The organism is Pyrodictium brockii, from assembly GCF_055379715.1.
The window spans coordinates 911106-932505 of the sequence record NZ_AP042401.1 but is presented as its reverse complement, the minus strand read 5'-3'; the positions used below and the strand labels follow the sequence as shown (position 1 = coordinate 932505).

At 57.6% G+C, this 21400-nt stretch carries 22 protein-coding genes; 10 read left to right on the top strand and 12 right to left on the bottom strand.

What is annotated here, in order from left to right:
- The first annotated feature begins 185 nt into the window (after nucleotides 1–185).
- The gene (locus ACZ42Y_RS05075) at nucleotides 186–1211 is read left to right on the top strand and encodes an NAD(P)/FAD-dependent oxidoreductase (RefSeq protein ID WP_058370976.1); all 1026 of its coding nucleotides are present in this window, start codon (nucleotides 186–188) and stop codon (nucleotides 1209–1211) included.
- Nucleotides 1212–1234: 23 nt separating this feature from the next.
- Here the strand turns inward: ACZ42Y_RS05075 and ACZ42Y_RS05070 are convergent, their stop codons facing one another.
- Entirely contained in the window at nucleotides 1235–1846 is a 612-nt protein-coding gene (locus ACZ42Y_RS05070; RefSeq protein WP_464735199.1) for a hypothetical protein, read from the bottom strand.
- 163 nt (nucleotides 1847–2009) lie between these two features.
- Between ACZ42Y_RS05070 and ACZ42Y_RS05065 the strand changes: the two genes are divergently transcribed.
- Together ACZ42Y_RS05065 and ACZ42Y_RS05060 are read left to right on the top strand one after the other, a co-directional pair.
- On the top strand, nucleotides 2010–2513 hold the full coding sequence (locus ACZ42Y_RS05065; RefSeq protein WP_058370978.1) for an adenosine-specific kinase: 504 nt from the start codon (nucleotides 2010–2012) through the stop codon (nucleotides 2511–2513).
- A gap of 202 nt (nucleotides 2514–2715) precedes the next feature.
- Nucleotides 2716–3216, top strand: coding sequence for a hypothetical protein (locus ACZ42Y_RS05060; RefSeq protein ID WP_464735198.1), 501 nt, complete (start codon nucleotides 2716–2718; stop codon nucleotides 3214–3216).
- A gap of 48 nt (nucleotides 3217–3264) precedes the next feature.
- Here the strand turns inward: ACZ42Y_RS05060 and ACZ42Y_RS05055 are convergent, their stop codons facing one another.
- The gene (locus tag ACZ42Y_RS05055) at nucleotides 3265–3582 is read right to left on the bottom strand and encodes a hypothetical protein (RefSeq protein WP_464735197.1); all 318 of its coding nucleotides are present in this window, start codon (nucleotides 3580–3582) and stop codon (nucleotides 3265–3267) included.
- Nucleotides 3583–3585: 3 nt separating this feature from the next.
- Entirely contained in the window at nucleotides 3586–4077 is a 492-nt protein-coding gene (locus ACZ42Y_RS05050) for a hypothetical protein (RefSeq protein WP_464735196.1), read from the bottom strand.
- A gap of 252 nt (nucleotides 4078–4329) precedes the next feature.
- Here ACZ42Y_RS05050 and ACZ42Y_RS05045 point away from each other — a divergent pair, with 252 nt between their 5' ends.
- The 4 genes from ACZ42Y_RS05045 to ACZ42Y_RS05030 all read left to right on the top strand — a co-directional run bounded on the left by ACZ42Y_RS05045 (nucleotide 4330) and on the right by ACZ42Y_RS05030 (nucleotide 6261).
- Nucleotides 4330–5064 (top strand): 60S ribosomal export protein NMD3, encoded by a 735-nt coding sequence (locus tag ACZ42Y_RS05045; protein ID WP_464735195.1) that lies wholly within the window; start codon nucleotides 4330–4332, stop codon nucleotides 5062–5064.
- Nucleotides 5061–5375, top strand: coding sequence for a hypothetical protein (locus ACZ42Y_RS05040; RefSeq protein ID WP_464735194.1), 315 nt, complete (start codon nucleotides 5061–5063; stop codon nucleotides 5373–5375). Before ACZ42Y_RS05045 ends, ACZ42Y_RS05040 begins: the two co-directional genes overlap by 4 nt.
- Before the next feature lie 84 nt (nucleotides 5376–5459).
- Nucleotides 5460–5909: a hypothetical protein gene (locus ACZ42Y_RS05035; protein WP_058370984.1), complete on the top strand. Its 450-nt coding sequence runs from the start codon at nucleotides 5460–5462 to the stop codon at nucleotides 5907–5909.
- Complete coding sequence (locus ACZ42Y_RS05030; protein WP_058370985.1) at nucleotides 5884–6261, top strand: hypothetical protein; 378 nt, start codon at nucleotides 5884–5886, stop codon at nucleotides 6259–6261. The genes ACZ42Y_RS05035 and ACZ42Y_RS05030 overlap by 26 nt, the downstream gene beginning before the upstream one ends.
- Here ACZ42Y_RS05030 and ACZ42Y_RS05025 read toward each other — a convergent pair.
- The gene (locus ACZ42Y_RS05025; protein ID WP_058371421.1) at nucleotides 6208–7209 is read right to left on the bottom strand and encodes an SPL family radical SAM protein; all 1002 of its coding nucleotides are present in this window, start codon (nucleotides 7207–7209) and stop codon (nucleotides 6208–6210) included. The two genes, ACZ42Y_RS05030 and ACZ42Y_RS05025, sit on opposite strands and share 54 nt — an antisense overlap.
- A 51-nt stretch (nucleotides 7210–7260) precedes the next feature.
- Nucleotides 7261–7893: a 6-phospho-3-hexuloisomerase gene (hxlB, locus tag ACZ42Y_RS05020; protein ID WP_058370986.1), complete on the bottom strand. Its 633-nt coding sequence runs from the start codon at nucleotides 7891–7893 to the stop codon at nucleotides 7261–7263.
- Between the two features lie 140 nt (nucleotides 7894–8033).
- On the opposite strand from hxlB, the gene leuS reads away from it, so the two are divergent.
- On the top strand, nucleotides 8034–11102 hold the full coding sequence (gene leuS / locus ACZ42Y_RS05015) for a leucine--tRNA ligase (RefSeq protein WP_464735193.1): 3069 nt from the start codon (nucleotides 8034–8036) through the stop codon (nucleotides 11100–11102).
- 30 nt (nucleotides 11103–11132) lie between these two features.
- Here leuS and ACZ42Y_RS05010 read toward each other — a convergent pair whose 3' ends face one another.
- Entirely contained in the window at nucleotides 11133–11681 is a 549-nt protein-coding gene (locus ACZ42Y_RS05010) for a hypothetical protein (RefSeq protein ID WP_464735192.1), read from the bottom strand.
- Nucleotides 11682–12217: 536 nt separating this feature from the next.
- Between ACZ42Y_RS05010 and ACZ42Y_RS05005 the strand changes: the two genes are divergently transcribed.
- Both ACZ42Y_RS05005 and ACZ42Y_RS05000 read left to right on the top strand, forming a co-directional pair.
- Complete coding sequence (locus ACZ42Y_RS05005) at nucleotides 12218–12901, top strand: metallophosphoesterase family protein (protein WP_236698201.1); 684 nt, start codon at nucleotides 12218–12220, stop codon at nucleotides 12899–12901.
- A 229-nt stretch (nucleotides 12902–13130) separates the two neighbouring features.
- On the top strand, nucleotides 13131–13874 hold the full coding sequence (locus tag ACZ42Y_RS05000; RefSeq protein WP_058370988.1) for a TatD family hydrolase: 744 nt from the start codon (nucleotides 13131–13133) through the stop codon (nucleotides 13872–13874).
- 14 nt (nucleotides 13875–13888) lie between these two features.
- Here the strand turns inward: ACZ42Y_RS05000 and tes are convergent, their stop codons facing one another.
- The 6 genes from tes to ACZ42Y_RS04970 form a co-directional block, all read right to left on the bottom strand.
- The gene (tes, locus tag ACZ42Y_RS04995; protein WP_464735191.1) at nucleotides 13889–15718 is read right to left on the bottom strand and encodes a tetraether lipid synthase Tes; all 1830 of its coding nucleotides are present in this window, start codon (nucleotides 15716–15718) and stop codon (nucleotides 13889–13891) included.
- A gap of 117 nt (nucleotides 15719–15835) precedes the next feature.
- The gene (locus ACZ42Y_RS04990) at nucleotides 15836–17548 is read right to left on the bottom strand and encodes a radical SAM protein (protein ID WP_464735190.1); all 1713 of its coding nucleotides are present in this window, start codon (nucleotides 17546–17548) and stop codon (nucleotides 15836–15838) included.
- 37 nt (nucleotides 17549–17585) lie between these two features.
- Nucleotides 17586–18746, bottom strand: a complete 1161-nt coding sequence (locus tag ACZ42Y_RS04985) for a radical SAM protein (RefSeq protein WP_464735189.1) — start codon at nucleotides 18744–18746, stop codon at nucleotides 17586–17588.
- 80 nt (nucleotides 18747–18826) lie between these two features.
- Nucleotides 18827–19081: a hypothetical protein gene (locus ACZ42Y_RS04980; RefSeq protein WP_464735188.1), complete on the bottom strand. Its 255-nt coding sequence runs from the start codon at nucleotides 19079–19081 to the stop codon at nucleotides 18827–18829.
- Between the two features lie 64 nt (nucleotides 19082–19145).
- Nucleotides 19146–20525 carry a serine--tRNA ligase gene (gene serS, locus ACZ42Y_RS04975; RefSeq protein ID WP_464735187.1) on the bottom strand — a complete coding sequence of 460 codons (1380 nt, stop codon included), beginning with the start codon at nucleotides 20523–20525 and terminating at the stop codon, nucleotides 19146–19148.
- A 320-nt stretch (nucleotides 20526–20845) separates the two neighbouring features.
- Entirely contained in the window at nucleotides 20846–21295 is a 450-nt protein-coding gene (locus ACZ42Y_RS04970) for a metal-sulfur cluster assembly factor (protein ID WP_070807834.1), read from the bottom strand.
- Nucleotides 21296–21400 lie beyond the last annotated feature (105 nt).

The following is a 21400-nucleotide window of genomic DNA, read 5'->3' as shown; positions in this document are numbered from 1 at the left end:
CGGCGCCACGGCGCCGGGGGCGGCACCAATGTTAAAAATGGCTCACACCTCGCCTAATTGTGCCATGCCGTATCTGCATCATTTTAAGCCCCTACCCACGGCGGCTTAATTATGTTGCGGAGGAGACGCATGTTATTCTAGCCTGCGCAGCCGGTTGCTGCGCGGGGCACAGGGGCTGTAGTCCTTTGCAGAGGCCTAGGGGAGAAGTGGCGGTAGTAGGGGCCGGTGTTGCAGGCTCAGTGCTGGCTACGCTACTCCAGGCTAAGGGCATAAGCACCGTAGTCTATGACATTACTCCTTCCTACCGGAAGCCATGCGGTGAAGCAGTGCCTGCGGGACTGCTCGACCAGGACTGGCCCGAGGCGGTTGAAAAGCCTAGGATCCTCAATGTCATCAAGAGGTTTATATTCATGGTTGATGCTGAGGTTGTGAGAGTATACGAGTCTAAGAGGCCAGTATGGTACACGATAGATAAGAGCCGCTGGATAGATGGCCTACGTAGCCGGCTCAACGTGGTGAGCAAGCCTGTGGATCCCGAGAGCCTCCTGGATAGCCACAGCCTCGTAGCCGATGCACGGGGCCCATTCTCCTCCAAGGGGGTGAAGATACCCGTTTGGAGAGCCTATGCAGACAATCCGGGCATCGATGGCGAGTCTGTATACCTCATCTTCCTGCCGGGGAGACTTGGCCTCGCGTGGGTGTTCCCTCACGGCCATATGCTCAACATAGGCGGAGGCTTTATGGACGTGAAAAACCCGAGAGAAGTATCGGTGAAGCTCGTATCCAAGGCTCTTGGCCAGCTGCCGAAGCTACGTGGAGAGGCCTACTCGCTGGTGACAGTCTTTCCACGCATAGAGCTCCTCACGAGAAGCGGTGTAGTGAAGACGGGTGAGGCGGCGGGCCTAGTGATGAGTCTTGGAGGGGAGGGAATACGCCCGGCAGTCCTCTCGGCAAGAGCTCTCGCCGACGCGGTATCGCTAGACGATGATGGCAGGCCGTTTCTGGACGCGAGGAGGTACAGGGAGGGGGTAAGAAGCCTTTCAATAGAGTCTAGGACCCACTCGCTCATGCTGCTCGCGGCCTCCGCGCTGGGTAAAATGGGCGTGGAGAGAATTCTCAGCAAGGCGCCCGAAGACTTGATAAAGACATGGCTTGAAGGCAGGCTCCGCGGGCCACACTACCTGGTAAAAGGCATTACAGCGCTGCTATGATTTTGAGAAGCGGCTGGAAAGCTCTACCCGGAGCCTATAGTCTCCACAACCCTCTTTAGATGTGCGTGTACCTCGCTTGGAGTTAAGAACTCTGCACTCTCCTTCACTACCAGCTCCAGCCTGTACGTGTTCATCTTCTCGTCATAGCTTATGGTTGCACTTAGCTTATCGCCGGGGAGCTTTACAAGCAGCTTCCTCCCCTTCTCATCCTTCTCGATTTTAGCACCAAGCTTTTCGAGATCCTTCAGAATGGAGTAGAGCGTGTCCAGTTTGTCCTCCCCCTTCTTCCCTCCAGCCTCTAGCTCCCTGAGCCTTGCATCAATAGCATCGACGACCTCTGGTATGTCGCTGTAGACTTTCCGCGCCTCCTCCAGTATCCGCCGGAGCAGCTCTAGCCCCTGGCCGCTGCGGTCGGAGCGTGCAATGGTTATCAAATCGTCGAAGTCGCGGCTGCGCAGGTAGTCTGCGAGTCTCTTCACATCGCCCCCAAACGCGTTGAACTTGTACTTGTCCTCGGCGCTACCTACTGCTCGACGTATATCATCCAACAGCTGCCTGGGAGCATTAGACTCGGCTAGTATCCTATTCACTATGTGTCGGAGGAAGTCCAGCCGCCTACGCTGCTGCAGAGCCATACGCGTTCCCCAGAATACCGTCGGTTATAGAACTCGTAAGTACTCTAAATAATCTACTCTTCGGCATTCGGAGCGGCTTCATACCCTCCTTCCTGGCCAGGGGCCATTATAGCTCTTCAAGCCGCTCCTTACTGGATAGGGTATCGGGGGTGCGGCATCCCCCTTGCCTGCTACCGGCGAGAGCCCCCGGATACATGTCGTGGACATACCCGTGCCTGAGGGGACCAATGTAATAGTGGGCCAGGCCCACTTCATAAAGACCGTTGAGGACTTGTACGAGGCCCTTGTAACCAGTGCCCCCGGGATAAAGTTTGGGCTGGCATTCTGCGAGGCCAGCCAGAAGAGGCTAATACGCTACGAAGGCAACGATGAGGGGCTTGAGAAGCTGGCGATAGAGGCCGCTAGGAGAATAGCTGCAGGCCACGTGTTCGTCATATACATTAAGGACGCGTGGCCCATAAACGTGCTTAATGCCATAAAGAACGTGCAGGAGGTAGTCACGATATTCGCCGCCACTGCTAACCCACTCCAGGTCCTCGTCGCGGAGACGAGCCAAGGAAGAGGGGTCATAGGGGTAGTGGATGGCTATACCCCGGTAGGGGTTGAGACGGAGGAGGATCGCGCAGAGAGAAGAGCCTTCCTGAGAAAGATAGGCTACAAGAAGTAGGCGGCGGCCCTCAAGGCCCGGCTGATTCTTCACCGGGAAGGCACCTTTTCTTCAGACCCGCCGTAGGTTGGCATGGAGGTTCGTCTTCACGGGGCCGCCGGTGTAGCCGGTGGCAGGCCGCCCCTATAGATACTAGCCTGAGGCTCCAGGGCATCTATTACCAGAGGCTGTGATATGCCGTACTCCGACCCGGGGGGCTGACATGGGTAGAGCAGGTACTGTGGCCCGGCTATACCATGCGTTTGACGCCAGTATAGCTGGTGTACGGCTAACACTGCTTAGGCTAGAGAAGGAGATAGAGCTTGGTAGCACTGAGGTTCTCGACGCGGTAAGCGATCTACGCGAAAGATACGCTAACACGCCAGGCTACGTAGTGGAGGTGGTGAGGTATAACAAGCGTGGAGAGGAAGTCGAGGCGTCAGTGTTCGCCACTGTTGTGGGAACAGTGTTGTTCCCGCGTCCAGCCCGCCTCATAGTGGTGCGCGTTATAGAGGAAGAGCTCAGGGGGAGCCGGCCGCTCCAGCCCCTCCCCGCCGTGAAGCCTCCCGGGGAGCTCTACATATCTCTAGGGAGGATTGAGCTCCCGGAGGGAGTGTGGGGAGTTATACTAGAGACCGATCGCGGCGTAAGACTTGTGTCTAGAGACATGCTGGCGGGGGTGAAGAAAGACTCCAGTGGCGAGCCCGGATCCTCTGGAGCCTAGGAGGCGATGAGCGGGCTCCACCCCTACAGACCCTTCCACATGTCCTCCCTAGGTGTTCTTCAGCCTCCAGAGATAGGCTTCCAGCTCGCTTCTAACCATGTCGTATATGCTGTCCAGGTGAACCCTCCTTATGTGGAGGTAGAGGCCCTTCCGGGTAAATGGCCCTCTGCCGCATATCCTGCAGCGGAGAGTCTCCCCATCGTCGATTATGAGTTGCTCGGCCACCCTCTCCACTATCTCCTTGCCCACCTCCTGGAGGCTTGGAGGCACATCGCTGAGACTATAACTAAGCCCTGTGGCCCTTCTTATAGCTGCCTCGGCGAGCTTGCTGACTACGTAGACGAGGTCCAGCCTGGCATACCCCACGGCCTAGCCCCTCGGCGGCACTATTAGTGCTGTAAGGATTAACCCGCGCAGCTCCCTGCAGCCGGCCCTAGCGGCTCTGCCCCTAAGCTCTTCGGCGGCCTCTCTACTGAATTCCAGCGCCTCCAGCATATCTTCAAACATCTCTCTAAGCATCTCCACGTCACATGTGTCCGAGGCTAGGTACTCCAGTGCTGCCGCGAAGTGCTCCTCCCCCCAGGCGTCCACGAGATGTGCAGCATCCCTCTTCTTCATCGATGCCAGTACCGCGGTGTTCTCGGTATACTCGGCGTCGACGTGCCGGGAATAATTGGCAATCAGCGTGTAGAAATGGTCCCTGCACTCGGTGCAGGGTATGCCAAGCCCGTCGAGGGCTGAGCTTATGGAGGCCACCACGGCTATGTCCCGCGCCAGGCTCGTAGCTTCCTGGCCAGTGTCTATACTCCTGGGCAGCTGCCCGAACGATGTGGCTTGGAGATCCGTTCCAGCTGTGGACACGAGGCCCTCCCCGAGGATAAATGGCTGAGGTAATGCCGTAGGGATAGCTCTACGGGGCTGGTAACACTCGGCCCCAGGGCCCTGCTCCATGGGAAGGGGTCCGCTGGACTAGGATTCTTCACCGCCCCAGGAGGCAGCGGCCCCCCGGGCCTCAAACCGGGTTTATCTCGTCATCCCCTGGCCTAGAGGGGTGGTGGCCGAGGCAGATTAGGGGGCTTGTCTTCTCCGTTAACCCGGGGAGAGGAAGCCACTATGCAGCTAGTGTGTATAAGATGCGGCAGGCCGCTAGTTGAGGGAGGGAATGTAGGCCCCCTCTGCCTGGAGTGCTTCATCGAAACCCATAGGATCCTATGCGTCCCCGAGCGGCTAGAATTCGACTACTGCAGGTACTGCGGGTCTATCAGGATTGGGTATAAATGGGTCGAGGGGGGAGAGCTAGGTGAGGCCTCGGCAAAATTTCTTGAACGCCACCTCAGCGAGCATGTAGAGCCCTGCGTTAAGGAGGTTGAGAGCTTCCGCCTCGAGTCCGTGGAGCCTCTCACAGCTCCCTCTTGGCGTACAATGTACAGGGTGGTCTTCTCCGCCAGGCTACGGGGTGTCGATAGAGCGGTAAGGGTGAGCTACACCGTTGAGGTAAGGGCTAAGCCAACCATATGCCCGGCTTGTAAGGACGCGCGCGGAGGCGATTACAACGTCCTCCTCCAGGTGAGGGGTGAGAAGCCTGCAAAGCTGGCAAAGGTTTTATCACCACTGTTGGAGTCTAGCAGGCAGCTCGCCAACTCCATAGTAGATATAGTGGAGTATGGTAATGGTGTAGACTTCCTGCTTCTAGACCGTGGCAGTGCATCTAAGATAGTACGGCAGCTTAGGAAGTACTATCGCGTCCGCCTCGGCGCCACTGGCGAGGATGTTGGCATAACCTCCCGAGGCAGGCTAAGGAGGCGCCTCGTATTATCTCTCCACCTGCTCGAGGAGAGGCGGAGATGAGCGACGAGCTGGACTACGTGCCCGAGGATGTACTTAAGGAGGTGCTGGAGGCTGAGCGGGAGATACTTCCTAGGCGTAGAAGGAGGATGAAGCCCTACCCGAGCTCACGCGACTTGGTGGAGGCCGTGGTAGAGGCGGTTAGAAGCTTCAGCGGCCATCCCGACGGGTTCCCCGAGTACGTGCTGCGGATACTTGAGGAGAAGGGGTTCGAAACCAGGCATGTCACTATAAAGCGCATATGGCGCACTTACGAGGCTCTCGTCCGAAGGGGCGTGATAGGCGACCGCCTGGGAGTTCTTGAGCCGGAGTAGCTGCGTTATTCGGGTGGCACTCATAATCCTTGGTGGGCATCCTTAATACTATAGGTCAAGCTACAACTAAAGGTGGGGGGCGATTTGAGGGTGCTGATAAGGCATGGCGACGTCTGGCTACTACTCAAGGAGGTATACACTATCCAGCGGGGGAGGCGTAGAAGAGGCAGGCAGAGGACGCGCAGCGCAGCGCCTTACGGGATGGTTGCTGAGAGCGTTGAGAAGCCTCCAGTGAATGGTATGAAGTATAGCGGCTACGTAGAAGTGCCTGCTACTAAGGTTAGCAGGTTCGCTACAAAGATGCATATGGCTGAGGGCAATGCGGTCATAGCTATAGAGCCGGATGGTCTGGACAGCTACAAGGCAGTCATCTATGCTAGTACGAAGAGCGAACTTGAGAGGGTTAAGAGGCTGGCCGAGTCCGTGATAGCCTCGCTCCAGGTACGCCGTGGCCGGAGCATAGGGGAGGAGGCTAGGGGCGAGGAGGAAGAGGAGGTGGAGGAAGCTGATGAGGAGCAAGAGGGAGAGGAGTAGCAGCGGGTCTGCGGGAACCCTCTGCGAGGTCTGCGGCGAGGCGCCGGCGGCCCACGTATGCCCCATGTGCGGCCGCAGGGTATGCGATGAAGACTGGGCCGGCGACCGCTGCATAGTCTGCAGGGAGACGTCGTGCAGCATATGCGGAGCCAGGCTGGCGGTTGCGAGCTGCAGCATCTGCGGCCGCCCTGTCTGCGATGAGTGCTCTGTCCAGGTGACACCGGTAGCAAGGGTGTGCAGGGAGTGCCTGGCCAGGCTCGGCGGCTTGCCGAGGGAGTGGCCGCCGCGGAGCCTCGTTCTAGCTGAGCTCCGCAGGCTTAGCGCTGGCCTCTCCAGCCTGTTGCGGGGATAGCCACTCGTCCAGCCTGCCGGACCGCGGCGGCTCCCGGGGCCTTATCCTAAGGGGTATCAGGTGGGAGCCGTCGCATGTCGGCGCGGTGTGGAGGTGCTGCATGCCCTCTCTGCACGTGGCGAACTCCATTCCTAGGCGGAGGGCTATCCTCCTCACTCTTTCAACGATTCTAGCCCTCACCTCTAGCGGCGCGTACCAGTAGCCGTTTATCCACCTGCGCCCGGCAGGGTAGAGCCTCCGGTACTCCTCTTCCAGCTCCGGGAAGGCCTCCAGCATCCTACGTAGGTTGTCGGGCCTAGCCTTGTAGATCGATGTAACCACGAACCTTGCCTCAGCGGCCCTGGCAGCCTCCAAGACCTCTTGTATCATTTCCTCGCTGTCGGTGAGGCCTGGGAAAACCGGGTCGAGCCGGATCCCTAGCGGCACCCCGGCCTCGTTCAGCTTCTCGAGCGCCCTTACCCTATCCCTCGGCGGCGGCGCGCCCGGCTCCAGTCTAGCGGCGAGCCTGCGGTCCATAGTGGTTATGGTCATGGTGACCGCGGCGTTCCCCTGGGAGAGTATGTTGGCGTCCCTGGCCACGAGCGCACCCTTGGTTATTATGAGTACACGGAACCCGCGGGGCAACAGCTGCTCCAGCGTCCACCTGGTCAGCCGGTACCTCTCCTCCTCCGGGGGGTATGGGTCGCTGCTCGTCGAGATGTCTATGTGGTACCTGGGGTCTATCCTTACTAGATCCCTCAGGAGCCTCTCCCTGTAGTCCTTTTTCGGGGTACTCCTCCTAACCCCTATGTATGCGGTCGCATAGCAATAGAGGCAGAAGTGGCTGCATCCGGTATATGGGTTTAAAGAATACTTAACCGGGCATGTGCAGAGACTGCTCCCCCAGGGGTCAAAGGTCTTTATAAGCCTGCCTTCGGGCAGTAGAGGCCTCCGCCCCCTTCCCGGCATATTACCCAAGGGCTTCTCCCGCTATGCGTCCCTTCTGGAACCCCGCGGCGGCTATAGCTCGATATTCGCGTGCTTAGCGCGGAGATCATCTTCGCTCTTGCCCAGGCGGTGCATCAGCTCCACTACAACGCCGTCGAGGAACACCAGTGCAGTATCCTCGAACAGCGTGCCAAGCGGTGCTAAGGGTTCATGTATGCCTAGTATCTGGCGTGCGAAGTAGTCTATATCAGGTGCCATCTTGGTGCGGCCAGGTATCTCGACCACGACGTCTGCTAGCTGCCCCAGAGGGCTGTCAGGGTAACTGGTTACAGCTACTATGACTGCACCCACCTTCTTGGCTGCCTCGGCCGCCGTGACTATTAGCTTCGTCCTACCCGAGCCGGATATAGCTACAACCGCATCGTTCTCTCCTATACTGGGGGTTATACTCTCTCCAAGCACGTACACGTTGAAGCCCATATGCATGAGCCTCATAGCGAATGCGCGTCCCACTAGGCCGCTCCGGCCGGCACCCATTACCAGTACCTTGTGCCCGTCGCGGTACACTCTCTCTAGTACCTCAAGCATACTGTTTACCTGCTCCGGCTTCAGCCTGTCTATAACCTTGTCTATGAACACTACAATCTCCTTCATCGTCTTCTTGACATACTCCAAGAGGGGGCCAGCCTCCGGCCAGCGCTCCATAATCCCTGGGAAGGCCTACACAGCTCCCACCTTATCCCTTACCCTGCTCCAGGCTACATGTGGAGACCCCTGCACGGGCCCCTTAGGGCTTCAAAGCCAGCCGAGCTGCGCTAGGTGAAGCCTTATTTGCGGGCCCGGGTATGGCCGCAGCCCGGCTCGCCCCAGCTCCAGGCCCACTGGGCCCTCCGGGTAGCCGGCGAGGACGACAAGTTGCGGGGAGGGGGTCAGCTATTGCTTCGAGGATAATCTCCAGGAGGGAGCCTATAAACGAGTTCGCTGAGAAGCTCTACAAGATAGCGCGTAAGTGGCAGGAAAGATGGCTGAGGTCCCGCATATTCGAGGCCGACCCGGATGAGAGCAAGCCAAAGTTCTTCATAACCGCGGCCTTCCCCTATCCCAATAGCCCGCTGCATCTGGGGCATAGCAGAACATACACCATAACGGATGCGTACGCGCGCTTCATGCGGATGAGAGGTTACAACGTGCTGTTCCCGATGGGCTTCCACTTCACCGGCACACCGATCCTAACCATGGCAGAAGCTATAGCCAATGGCGACAAGGACCTCATAGACCTAATGATAAACGTGTACGATGTGCCGCCAGAGGATATAGACAAGCTTAAGGACCCCCTCTCGCTCGCAAGATACTTCAGCCGCGACGCAAAGCAGGCGATGATAGAGTCCGGCTACAGTATTGACTGGAGAAGAGAGTTCACAACAATAGACGAGGAGTTCAAAAAGTTCATTGTATGGCAGTTCACAAGGCTGAAGGAGAAAGGGCTGCTGAAGAAGGGCACTCACCCCGTCGGCTGGTGCCCAGTACACAACATGCCCGTCGGCATGCACGATACCAAGGGTGACGTGGAGCCGGAGATAGGGGAATTCACACTAATACTCTTCGAGCTGGAGGACGGCCTCTATCTTCCTGCCGCAACGCTTAGACCAGAGACAGTGTTCGGCGTCACCAATGTATGGGTAAACCCTGCTGCAGACTACGTAATAGTAGCCATTGATGGTAGACGCTATGTAGTGAGCGAGAGGGCCGCCTTCAAGCTAAGGTTCCAGCGCGATAACGTGGTGGTTGAGAGGAAGCTCCGCGGCGAGGAGCTTCTGGGAAGACGCGTACGCAACCCCGCAACAGGCAGGGTGGTGCCCATACTCCCCGCGGACTTCGTCGATCCTAACACGGCCACTGGAGTAGTAATGAGCGTGCCAGCCCACGCCCCTTACGACTACGTAGCCTTAGAGGAGCTGAAGAGGGAGAAGCTGGGCACTCTAAAGAAGCTTGGAGTCGACCCCGCCGAGCTAGAGCCAATACCCCTCATAAGGGTTAAGGGATACGGTGAGATACCGGCGAGGGATATAGTAGAGAAGATGGGAATTAAGAGCCAGCTTCAGAGGAAGCTGCTTGATGAAGCCACCAGGAAGCTTTACAGTGATGAGTATCATAGCGGCATAGTCAGGGAGGATATACTAAATTACATTTACCCGGATATGCCGGAGCCCTACCGCAGTTTTGCCATAGCACCGGTGAAGGCGTGGATAGCTGGGAGAAGTGTTCCGGAGGCCCGCGACGCGGCTGCCAGATGGCTCGTAGCGCTAGGCTACGGCGACAAGATGTACGAGATAATGAACCGCCCCGTCTACTGCAGATGTGGAAACGAGATAGTGGTCAAAGTCCTGAAGGACCAGTGGTTTATAGATTATGGGAACCCCGAGTGGAAGAAGCTTGCCTACGAGCTACTTAACTCTATGAGGGTAGTCCCTGACGAGGTTAGGGAGGAGTTCGTCAAGACTATAGAATGGCTCCACGAGAGAGCGGCTGCCCGCACCCGCGGCCTCGGCACAGAGCTGCCGTGGAGCAAGGGCTGGATCATAGAAAGTCTAAGCGACTCTACAATATACATGGCGTTCTACACTGTTATACACAAGATAAGGAGATACGGCCTGAAGCCGGAGCAGCTAACCACAGGGTTCTGGGACTATGTACTGCTGGGCAAGGGTGACCCCGACAAGGTTTCCGAGAAGACGGGCATTGGTAGGGATGTGCTTGAAGATCTCCGTAGGGAGTTTAACTACTGGTATCCGCTGGACTCGCGGCATAGCGGTAGGGACCTGGTGCCGAACCATCTAACGTTCTTCATATTCAACCATGCTGCCATCTTCTCGAGGGAGAAGTGGCCTAGACAGATAGTGGTGAATGGCTTCGTCCTGCTGGAAGGAAAGAAGATGAGTAAGAGCCTCCGCAACATAATACCGCTGCGAAGAGCGCTGCGCGTCTATGGAGCCGACACGGTGCGGGCTACGCTGCTCGCGGCTGCAGAGCTGCTGCAGGATGCAAACTTCTCTGACGAGCTGGCCAGGAGCGTCATGGATAGGCTTCGCAGGTTCGAGAGCTATGCCCAGCGGGCCCGTGAGGCCGGCGGCGAGGAGACGGTTGCCGACCGGTGGCTCCGCAGTATACTCCAGCGCCGCGTGGAGGAGGTGACCAAGGCCTTTGAGGAGTTGAGGACCAGGGCGGCGACGGTTACAGTGCTCTACGAGATGAGCAATGATGTGGTCAAGTATCTTGAAATCCGCGGCGGCGAGCCCGGGCCCGCACTACGCGAGTACATAGAGGCCTGGACCAAGATGCTGTCGCCAATAGCGCCTCACATAGCAGAGGAGGTCTGGCACGAGATCCTTGGCAAGGAGAGCTTCGTCTCATTGGAGAAGTGGCCCTCTCCGGACCCCAGTAGACGCGACCTCCAGGCAGAGCTCATGGTAGCCTATGTGGACCGTCTAGTCGAGGATGTAAAGTCAATTCTTAGGGTCTACAAGGGCGAGCCTAGGAGGCTAGTCGTAGCGGTCGCCAGTCCCAGCAGCTGGAGAATAGCCAGGATAGTAGCAGCCCACGTCGCAAGAAGAAGCCAGCTTCGCGACGCGATACACGCCGCCATAGAAGCGGGGGCTCCGGGCAAGGAGGCTGCTAGGCTGGTCCGCAGGCTCTACGAGCTGTTACAGAGCGTAGACGAGGAGCTGCTCTCGCTCATAGAGGGTGTCGACGTGTTCGACGAGAAGTACGCCATAGAGGCTATGAGAGATTATATATCGGCTAAGACCAGGATAAGGGAGATCAGCGTCTACTATGTGGAGGAGGCCGCAGGCCGTCTCCCCGAGAGCAAGCTGAACCAGGTTACTCCGCTGAGGCCTGCAATCCTCATAGAATAGCGCTCCTATATAGGCCTCTTTTACCCCCGCCTATAGAGGCCCCCTCACCTTAACCATGCCCTCTCTGGTTATCTCTATACAGCCCTTCTCCGCTAGATCGTGGAGCATCCTCCTTGCCTCCTCCCGCTTCACCCCCATGGCGTGGGAGACCACGTCGACAGCGTCTCTAATAGGGGCGGGCGCCCCGCCGAACACCGATGCCAGCGCCTCTAGAGGGTCTCGCATGCATGGTGGCTTCGTAGGCACGGGGAGATGGCCCCTAATCTCGATATACTCCTTAAGCCCCGTCCCCGGCAGCTCTAGCAGATAGATGTTTGGAGATATCCGCTTCACCACCAGCCTCCTCAATCCATAGCTGGAGGGGCGCCGCAGCTCATAGCCGGCAACGAGTACAGGGCTGCTGCCGGGAGCACACCAGAGGAAGACGCCTCCGGGCCCGCCGCACTCACTGCAGCCTCTCACCTCGACCCCGAGCCCTGCGGCCTCTGCAGCAGCGGATACGACAGGAGCCAGCGACTCCTCCGTATAGAGTATTGTGCCTGCGTTGTAGGCGGCCACGAGGCCAAGGCTTATCGACACACGCCGTAGCGGCGGCGTTATGTAAACTCTCAGTCCCCGCCCGAGGATGGAAACTATCCCTCCCGGGCTCATTGCCTGCTCCGCCTCCCCTGCAGCGTGTATGCCACTCTTCCAGCAGGGTTCAGCGTAGCTCAGCCTCCTCACAGCCCCCTTCCAGGGGCTCAGCCCTCAGCTCCTCATCCTCCCAGCACTCCCAGGGAGAATAACACGAGCTAGGAGACTTTTATGAAGGCTGGACGGTCCTCCTTGCCGCACGGCTGCCCGTGGACCGTGATGTGTAAGAGGGTCGCTGACGCCCCGCCGTGATGAGTGCCGGAACCCTGGCTGACCCTCCTCCCTGCACCATCCTCTAGAGCAGGCGCAATGTCTTTACACCCGCCGGGTGCTCTTCCCGGTAATCTGGCCCTGCAACAGCTCCGCCCTTGGAGCCTCTCTGGGATGAGCAGGGCCGGGACGTATTCACCGCGCCCTTTCTCTGGCCCCTCTCCTCCCGCTCTCCTGGGGAAGGAGGAGGTGCAGCAGGAGCCTTGATCATTGTGGCAGCCGGCGATGTGCATAGTCCAAGGTACCTGCTACAGTACATGGCCGCACTTGCAAAGCACCGCGATGAGTGCAGCAGAGCAGGCATTCTCATATGGGCAGGTGACATGGTGGACCGTGGCAGGGTTAGCGCGCTCGAGGCCGTGGTGGAGGCCTCGAGGAGGAGCTGCCCCTCCGCGAGAATAGTGGCTGTCTTCGGTAACGAGGAATACATGGACAGGGAGGAGGAGTTTATTAGACGCTACCCCTCCGTAGTATGGCTCAACGACACCTACATAGTGGTCGAGGAGGACATAAAGCTGGCCATATATGGTAGCAGGGGTGTTCTAGACAGGCCCACCAGGTGGCAGCGCAGGCACATACCAGGCATAGAGGCGATCTACCGCCATAGAGCTGAGAGAGCTGCAGCCGCGCTCCGAGAGCTGCGTGGCAAGGCGGACAAGGTTATACTCGTGACGCATTATGCGCCGACCCGCCTAACACTCGAAGGAGAGGATCCAAGAATATGGCCCGAGCTAGGGAGCACGATAATGGAGAGGGTGGTGCTTGAAACAGCACCCGACCTGGCTATCCACGGCCACGCTCACCGCTCAAAGAGGCTGGAGGCTGTATTGGGCAGAACCCGTGTAATCAACGTGGCCCTCCCAGCACGTGGAGATGTGGCGGTTATCGATCTCTAGCCCGGTGATGCTTGTGGCCGCCTATGCTGAGTAGGTGATGACTCTTTTACGGGCTGAGGGGCTCAGTCAGCCGCCACATAATCATCGGCGGGGCCTCCTGGTTCGGGATGCTCCTCATCGCCCCACGAGAGCACTCCCACCCCCGTCGTGGCACATCCCCCTATATTAGCCCCAAGCCAGCTGTTCAAGGGCTGCAGAGAAGGCCTCACACCCCGGGAGGCTGGGGCCCATGCAGGCTAGTAGGCCGCTTGTAGACGCGCACTGCCACCTATACGAGTTCGGCAACGAGGAGCTGGAGTCCATACTATCACGTGGGATGACCATCGTGGCTGTGGGGGAAGATATAGAGACTAGCAGGAGGGTACTTGAAATAGCTAGAGCAAAGCCGAACGTGATTCCCTGCATAGGCCTTCACCCATGGAATGTGAAGAGCCGTGAGGAGGGCGTAGAGAAGGCTAGGAAAATAGTAGAGATCGCATTGAGCAGCGGGGTTAGATGCATAGGCGAGGTAGGCTTAGACACCAAGTTCGTCCCAGAAACCATTGAGCTTCAACGTGAGGTCTTCAAAGTATTCCTAGAGGCTGCAAGGGATTACAAGCTAGTGCTCAACCTGCATACTGCCGGCACATGGGAGGAAGTCTACCAACTTCTCGTAAAATATGATATAGAAAAGGCTATGTTCCACTGGTACACAGGCCCAATATATCTCATAAGGGACATAGAGGCGTCGGGCTATATGATATCAATAAACCCCGCCGTGAAGATCCAGCGTAAGCATCGTGCCGTCGTAGAGAATGCCCCACTCTCGATAATGTTGACCGAGAGCGACGGCCCCTACGAGTATAAGGGCATGCGGCTGAACCCGTTGATGGTGGAGGAGGTTCTCGAAGTAATAGCAGCTGTAAAGAACATGGATGCTTCAACAGTGGCGCAGCAGATTAGACTCAACCTGAAAAAACTGCATGGAGTCTAGACCAGGCTCCGCCTCTAGTTCTTCTTCTTGCCGAAGAGTATTTCGTCGGGCACTATGCCCCTGTAGGCCTCATAGTATATCGGGTTACTCTTCAGCAGCTTTATGTTGCGTACATACTTCACGTCGGGGCCTACCTTGTCCTTACCATACTTCTTTACGTACTCCTCTATAGGTATCCTGAACTTCTTGAGTATATGGTCGCGGTATATGTCGTTGAGCACATTGTAGGTGCAGAATGGTATCACCCTGCCGTCGGGCGAGAGGTAGTGGATGTTGCACCTCATAACTCTCTCCACATCGTAGTTGTACTGGTCCATGAAGTGCATGTTGCCTAGGAATAGCATCTTGTAGTGTAGCTCCCCCAGCGCCTCATAGCTCCTCTTAAGGAACACGTTGGTTAGCAGCTTTGTTATGTTAAGGTTCTTAGGTAGTTTCTCGCGGTCAACGAACTTCGGCAGATCCTTGACTATGGATGCTATTCGTAGAGCGCGTCTAAACTTGCTGAAGCTTGACTCGGCATCCTTCCGCAGCTCTCCAGTCTTCTGCTCCATATACTCGATGAAGCCTTCGACGTCGAAGAACTCTGTTATCGGTACAAAGCGCTTGGGCAGCCCATCACCGCCCCTCTCAACGAACACGTATGTCGCGGAGCCGCAGGCGGGGTGGTTGCCCATGCATACCTTTAGCTCGCCGCTGAGAGCCTCTATGAAGTAGGCGAACTTTGCCGCAACCGGTATGGGGAACCAGGCGTCGGCAGGTATCTGGCCGTCGGTCTGCTCCTCCACCCATTTCAGCACGTCGGCTATGGTTACCCTATAGCGGCGCCTCGCCTCCTTCTTCATGCGGCCGGTGAGGCTCACGGGCTGGAAGTTGACGCCGCGTACAACGTCTATATGCTTTGCCGCGAACTTGACTATGGCGCCCAACTCCTGGTCGTTAATCGTCCTTATGACTGTCGGCACGAGCACCACGCTTGTCATGCCAGCCTTGCGGAACACCTCGAGGGTGTAGGGGACCTCCCAGTGGTTCTTCGGGTTAGCCCTGGGCGTTACACCGTCAAAGCTCATGTATACGGTGTTTACACCAGCCTCACGTAGCTCCCTCGTATACTTAACAGCCGCGTCGAGGCCCTTCTCGAACCAGAGCCTAGCGAACGTTATGCCGTGAGTGTTTAGCTGTATGTGGGTTACGCCCTCCTCCTTGAGCAGCTTTACTATATCCACCAGGTCCTCGCGCAGCGTTGGCTCGCCGCCGGTTATCTGAACGGCCATTGATACACCCTCCTTCTTATACTGGCGTATCATGTGGCGTATCTGTTCAAGCGTTGGCTCGTAGACGTAGCCCATCTTCTCCGCATAGAAGAAGCAGTACCAGCATGACAGGTCGCAGCGGTTTGTCACTACCAGGTTGGCGAGAGCGGTGTGGTTCTTGTGCCTAGGGCAGAGGCCGCAGTTATAGGGGCAGGGAGCCGTCAGCTTCACGTGGGGAGTTACGCCGACACCCTCCTCCTCATACTTCATGAACTTGCGGTAGATCCTGGCGTCGCTGAAGTACAGCTCATCAATGGTGCCATGTGTCGGGCAGGTCTTACGCATGTATATCTTGCCCTCCTTCTCATAGATCACCGCAGGCAGCAGCCTCGAGCAGTACGGGCAGATACTAGTGGTGTAGGCAACGAACTTCTCGCCCTCCTTGAGCTTCGGGATAGGGCCGCCTATCGGGATCCGCTTACCAGCCACCACAACTACCTTGCTCCTAGCATCGTAGATCGCAGGAGACTCCAGGATATCATGCTTATTAGACCCAGCTGCGTTGTTCCGAGGGATCTTGGTTGAGAGAGCCATAGCACCTTCCCCCTGGCATCTCCACATCCTGAGCTGGGTAGCCATTAGCCCTTGTATAAAAAGGGCTAGCCGTGTGAGCATAGTGCCAGGTACTGACCGTCTATTGTCCTATTCGCATTAGCATGCAAAGCCGGATACGGAGAGAAGATGCATCTGGCCCCCAAGCAGCCTGCCAAGCTCATAGTCTCCCCGGAAGGGGCGACGCCTCGCAACCTCCGCCGCTTTGGCCCTCCCGATGAGCTTGGAGAGGAGCGTTAAGCTAGCCCTATTGGCGTCGAGGGGCACTGGGAGGCCTCGGACGCTCCTGGCGGAGTAACCGTATACAGCTATATCGATAACTTTCCTGCCCTCTATTCTGCAAGGTATCTCCACTACTACGGGGTAGCTGCCAGCCTGCCTAGCGAAGGTGACCCTGCGGTGCGAGTCGTAGCGCTCTATATAGACTTCTCTCAGCACCGAGCCTCGGGGAAGCAGCCTCTCCAGGAAGAGTCTCGAGTATATGTTAGCTATATGCTGGAACCTCTTAGCTAGACTGCGGTGCCTCTCAACAAGCCTCGTCCCAACACTAGCCATGGACGTGCCTGGAAGCACGAGCACTTTCCTAACATTTATACGGCGTACCAGCAGTCCCCGCTCGTATACAGTCTTGAGGAACTCCTCGTTCAGCCTATACGTCTCAGCTGTCTCCCCCCGGAGGCCGAGCACGAAGTTGAGCCCGGGCAGTAGCTCGGGGAGCCCGTTGTAGCCCCTAGCCGAGCCATACTTGTTTATAATCTCTATAGCCTTGAGCGACTCATCCGGCATCGTCTTGAGGTTGTTCTCCTTCACGACTTTGGGGTCGGCTGTCTCTATTCCCAGCGCTGCTACGTCGCCAGGTGTGTGGTACCTTATTATGGTCTTGAGCGCCTCTATACTCTCCTTCTCATGCCTCACTATGGTGCCTGGGTTCACGTTGTCTATGTGGAGGGTCTTTAGCCCGGGTGCGGCAGCCCTTATCCCGTGGAGCAGCCTCTCAAGCGCCTCTGGGCTGGGCTTAGGCCACTCCTCCTGGTCTAGCTCAGGGCTCCCGTAGACTAGTATGTCGGCCTGCCTGCCCAGCCTGAAGTGCCTCACACCTGCCCGGTAGAGCGCCTCCACCTCCCGGACTACGTCTCTGGGCTCCCTCTGCCTCGGCCTACCGTAGAGCTTTGTAACACAGAAGCTACAGCCGCCGCTTATCCACCTGCTGCAGCTCCGGTACGTCTCTATCTCTGCAACCAGGTTGTAGCCGTGGTTCGGGTGTTGTTCGGCTATCCGGGCACCCTTTACAGCTATCTCACCAACAAGCTTCATATCAGTCATTATGCGCCAGGGCTCAGCCCTCTCTGGGCCGTAGCGGGCGTAGTCTATCATGTAGGCCTCCGGGTCGCCGGTGACTATCACGTCAAACGCGTCTCTAACCTCTCTAGGCAGGGCCGCTACTGTGCCGCCCTCGTTCCCTATGCCCCAGCGTGCAGCCGCTCCTGCGAGGATCTTGAAGGGCTTCTCCACTAGCCGGAACCACTGCTTCAGCTCCTCCAGCCTTATCGGCTCCCCGCCCAGGTACTTGCCAGGCACGACAGCACCCGCTATGACAACCACCGTGTCGTAGGTGTTGGCCCTCCTTATGAACCCGGCTACATCCCTCCTAGCCTCGTCCACGGTTATGTAGTGTATGACTGTCGTCTTGTCTGCAAGCCAGAAGGCCCCGGCTATATAGCGTGGGTAAACGTCTATGTAAGGCGGCACGCCGAAGCCTGCCGGCTCATCGGTATAGCCGTCTAGGATCAGCACCCTACGGGGCTTAGCCATAGCCCCACCCGACTCTATTCAGGTAGCGAGGAGCCCCTCAGCTGACAGGCTCGAAGACGAGGCCGAGCTTCCTGGCATACTCGTAGACCCTCTCAATCTCCTCCCTCGTGGGGGTCCTGGCTATCTCGGGCCAGCGTCGAGGATACCGGGCCACCAGGTGCTCAGGCCGGTACTGGTTCATTATATTGACGAGCACCCGGTCCCGGGGCAGGTTCTCGGCTATCCACCTAAGCACTGGTATGCTGCAGCACTCGACATGCGAGGGCAGCACCAGGTGCCTTATTATCATGTCAGCCCACTCCACCGCGGCCCGTAGGTTGCGGGTAACCACCTCAAAGTAGCGCGGGACGGCCGAGAGCCTCATAGCGCAGCGGTCATTGCCGTACTTGAAGTCGGGGAGCCAGAGATCCACTATATCCACGAGTATATCCAGAGCCTCCGGAGTCATGTACATGTTGGAGTTCCATATCTGCGGCACGTTTACATCCAGGTGGAGTAGAGACTCTACAATAACCGGCAGGCTGGGCGTAGGCTCGCCCCCAACATGGTTTATATTCCTAGCTCCGTGTACTCTTAGCATCTTCTGGATCCAGGCTAGTTTCCTAGCGTTTATAGCCTCGCCCCTGCGGGCGGCAGTCTGGCTAACATCGTGGTTCTGGCAGTAGACGCAGGTAAAGTTGCAGCCTCCATAGAATATGGTGCCGCTGGGGACGAGGGGTGCCTCCTCCCCTAGATGGTGGAACCAGCTATGCACATAGACCCTCGAGTCGAGCCTGCAGGCTCCGACCCTCCTGCTCCTGTCTATCATGCATCTCCTCTCGCAGAGCCTACAGGGGTTCGCAAGCCTCCAGGCCAGGACAGCGTCAACGTGTAGCAGTGTATACCTGGGCTTGCTGCGGAACTCCTTCCTAAGTGCCTCGAGGGTTAGCTCCCCTCTCCGAGCCTCGCGGAGAAGGCTCTCGAAGACCCTCCTCGCGGATTTTTTCAGATCCTGGAGCCCCTCATAGTCGAGGCGCCAGGGGTCCTCATCAACCTCTACACTCCTGGCTATCATGAACTTGGCCGGCGCCTCATCCCTCATCACGCGGTAGTACCATGAGAGTCTCCTCCTTACCTCAGGGTCGCTCCATACCGCCACCGCGTCGGGCCTAAGCCTTCTCCAGAGCCTCTCCGGCACGAAGCGCTCAAATAGAAGCAAGGAGAGTCTACACCCCGCCAACTCTATAGTCCCTGTGCCTCGGCCCACCGGGCACCCTTAGTCTCTGCCACTCCTCTGCCCTACCGCCCCCCACGCCTCTCCATGAATATACGGTAGGCCTTCCACTCGGGGAGGGATGCATAGTACTCAGCAAGCTCGTAGAGCCTCATAAGCTCCTCCCTAGTGGCGAAGTCTATGGGCTCTCCTCTATGGCCTGCTCTACTCCACCGCCGGTGGAGCTCCTCCACTAGGGCTGACACGTAGGGGTCGCTGTAGAAAGCCGCCTGGTTGGCCTGCGGGGCCCCCTCTACGAGGCTTAATATGCGGCTCTTCAAGTCCATTAGGAGGCCCTAGTACGTATGAAAGGGTTCGGGCACGCACTATTATGCTGTCGGGCGGCTACTCCCGCTTCCCGGCAGGGTATATTGCTTCCTTGGGTGCCTTGGAGAACGGCTCTAGGTATTTGCGCAGCACCTTCGGTATGACAACAGTGCCGTCGGGCTCCTGGAAGTTCTCCAGTATTGCCGTTATAGTCCTCGTTGACGCTATAGCTGTGGAGTTTAGGGTGTGGACATACTCCCTAACCATGCCCTTTCTCCTCACAAGCCTTATGTTGAGCCTATAGCTCTGCCAGTCGGTAGTGTTGCTTGCGCTGACCATCTCCCGGTACCTGCCCTGAGCAGGCATCCAAGCCTCGAGATCATACTTCTTCGCCGCGGGCGCTCCGAGCTCGCCGGAGGCCACGTTGACTACCCGGTAGGGTATTCCGAGACCCTGGAATAGCTCCTCGGCATTGCGTATGAGTTCCTCGAGTATATCCCAGCTCTCCTCGGGCTTCGCGTAGACGAACTGCTCCACCTTGTGGAACTGGTGTACCCGGAATATACCCTTGAGGTCCCTATTGCCGGCGCCAGCCTCCTTGCGGAAGCATGGGCTTACCCCGACCAGTTTTATTGGCAGCTCGTCCTCCATTATCTCCTCGTTTGAGTAGAGGCCCGCCAGCGGGTGCTCGGCCGTAGCTATGAGGTAGAGATCCTCGCCCTCAACCTTGTATATGGCGTCCCTAAACGTCTCCATGTCTATTATCCCCATGAGTATCCGGTGTCTTATCATGTAGGGCGGGAGCACCAGCCGATAGCCCTTTGAGGTAAGCTTGTCTATCGCGTACATGAGCAGGGCAAAGTCCAGCCAGACGAGGTCGTCAAAGAGGTAGTAGAACCTGGAGCCAGCCACCTCGGCGGCCTTTGCAGTGTTGCCTAGCTTAAGTACTCTTTCCAGCATATCCGCGTGGCCTACCGGCTTCCAGTCAATAACCTCGTAGTCTACCTTGAAGCCCCACTTTTCTGTCTGCTCGCGGAACCTGTCAAGGAAGCCGCGGTAGACCTTGGGCCTCCCCCAGAACCTTATGGGCATATTGTACTCATCCGACTCGCCCACAGGCACGGATTCATGGACTATGTTGGGTAGCGAGAGAAGCAGTCTCTCCCGCTCCTCCTCTACCCGCTTAAGCTCTGCCTCGAGCCTCTCCCTCTCTTTTAGCAGTCTTTTAGCCTCTTCTATCAGCTTCCTCCTCTCCTCTGGATCCTTAGTCCTGGCTATGCTATGTGTAATCACGTTATGCTTATGCCTAATCTCGTCGACGGTACGCTTGAGCTTACGCCATTGCTCGTCCAGGCCGCGGAGCCTATCAACCATAGAGGGATCCATGAAGCGCTTCCGCAGGCTCTCCCGGAGCACATCCGGGCTCTCTCGGAGGTAGCGGAGCAGGCTCCACGTCAAGCCTGATAGGCACCCATTGTAGACAGCACCACCCCCATCTCTATAAAGGCTAAGGCAGGGTCCATTGGCGTTGCCCCGCGTCTTTCAGAGGGGAAATGTTGGGCCGAGAGGGAGGGGCCGGGTCAGCTCTGGTGGTCCCCTCCCCACCGAAGGTGTCGGATGCCAGCCTTTGCTCTTTTGTTCTGTCACACCCGGCCCCTGGGGATGCCCACCCAGGGAGCCTGGCGGGAATAAATGAGCCGGGATAAATCATGATCAGTGCCGGCGGCTTCCAATCCCCTATACGGCGTTAGGGGGGACGCGCTCCCCTGGGCGGTGGCTCAGCTATCCTCGTTCTTCCCGCCTTCCTCCTGGGAGCCGCCATACATTTCGTCGTAACGCTTGATCCACTCTTCCACCACGTCATAGCCGAAGAGCTCCTGCAGAAGCTTGCGACCCTCCGGTGTCACCCTTCGCGGGTCCCAGGGCGTCTCTATATCAAGCTCGACCTCGACGTCCTTAACCTCGGGCACGTTCTGGCGAATGGCCTCCTCAGCCATGAGTGCTATCTGGCCTGTAACCGGGCACCCAGGGGCGGTTACGCCGAGCCTAACCTTCACCTTGCCACCCTCGAACTTAATGTCATACACTAGCCCTAGATCGTAGACATTTACAGGTATTTCCGGGTCGTACACCGTTCTAAGTGCCTCTATGACCTTCTTCTTTATCTCCTCGGCATTCGCCTCATTCTGTCCACTCTGCTTAACTGCCTGCGCCTGTGTGCCTGCCAAGGCACTCTATACCCCCAAGCTTTTATCCACACTAACTTGAAGCGGGTAGCTTGAAGTATATCTTTAGCGCTAGAGGCTACACGGCATATCTAGCCGCCCCGTAGG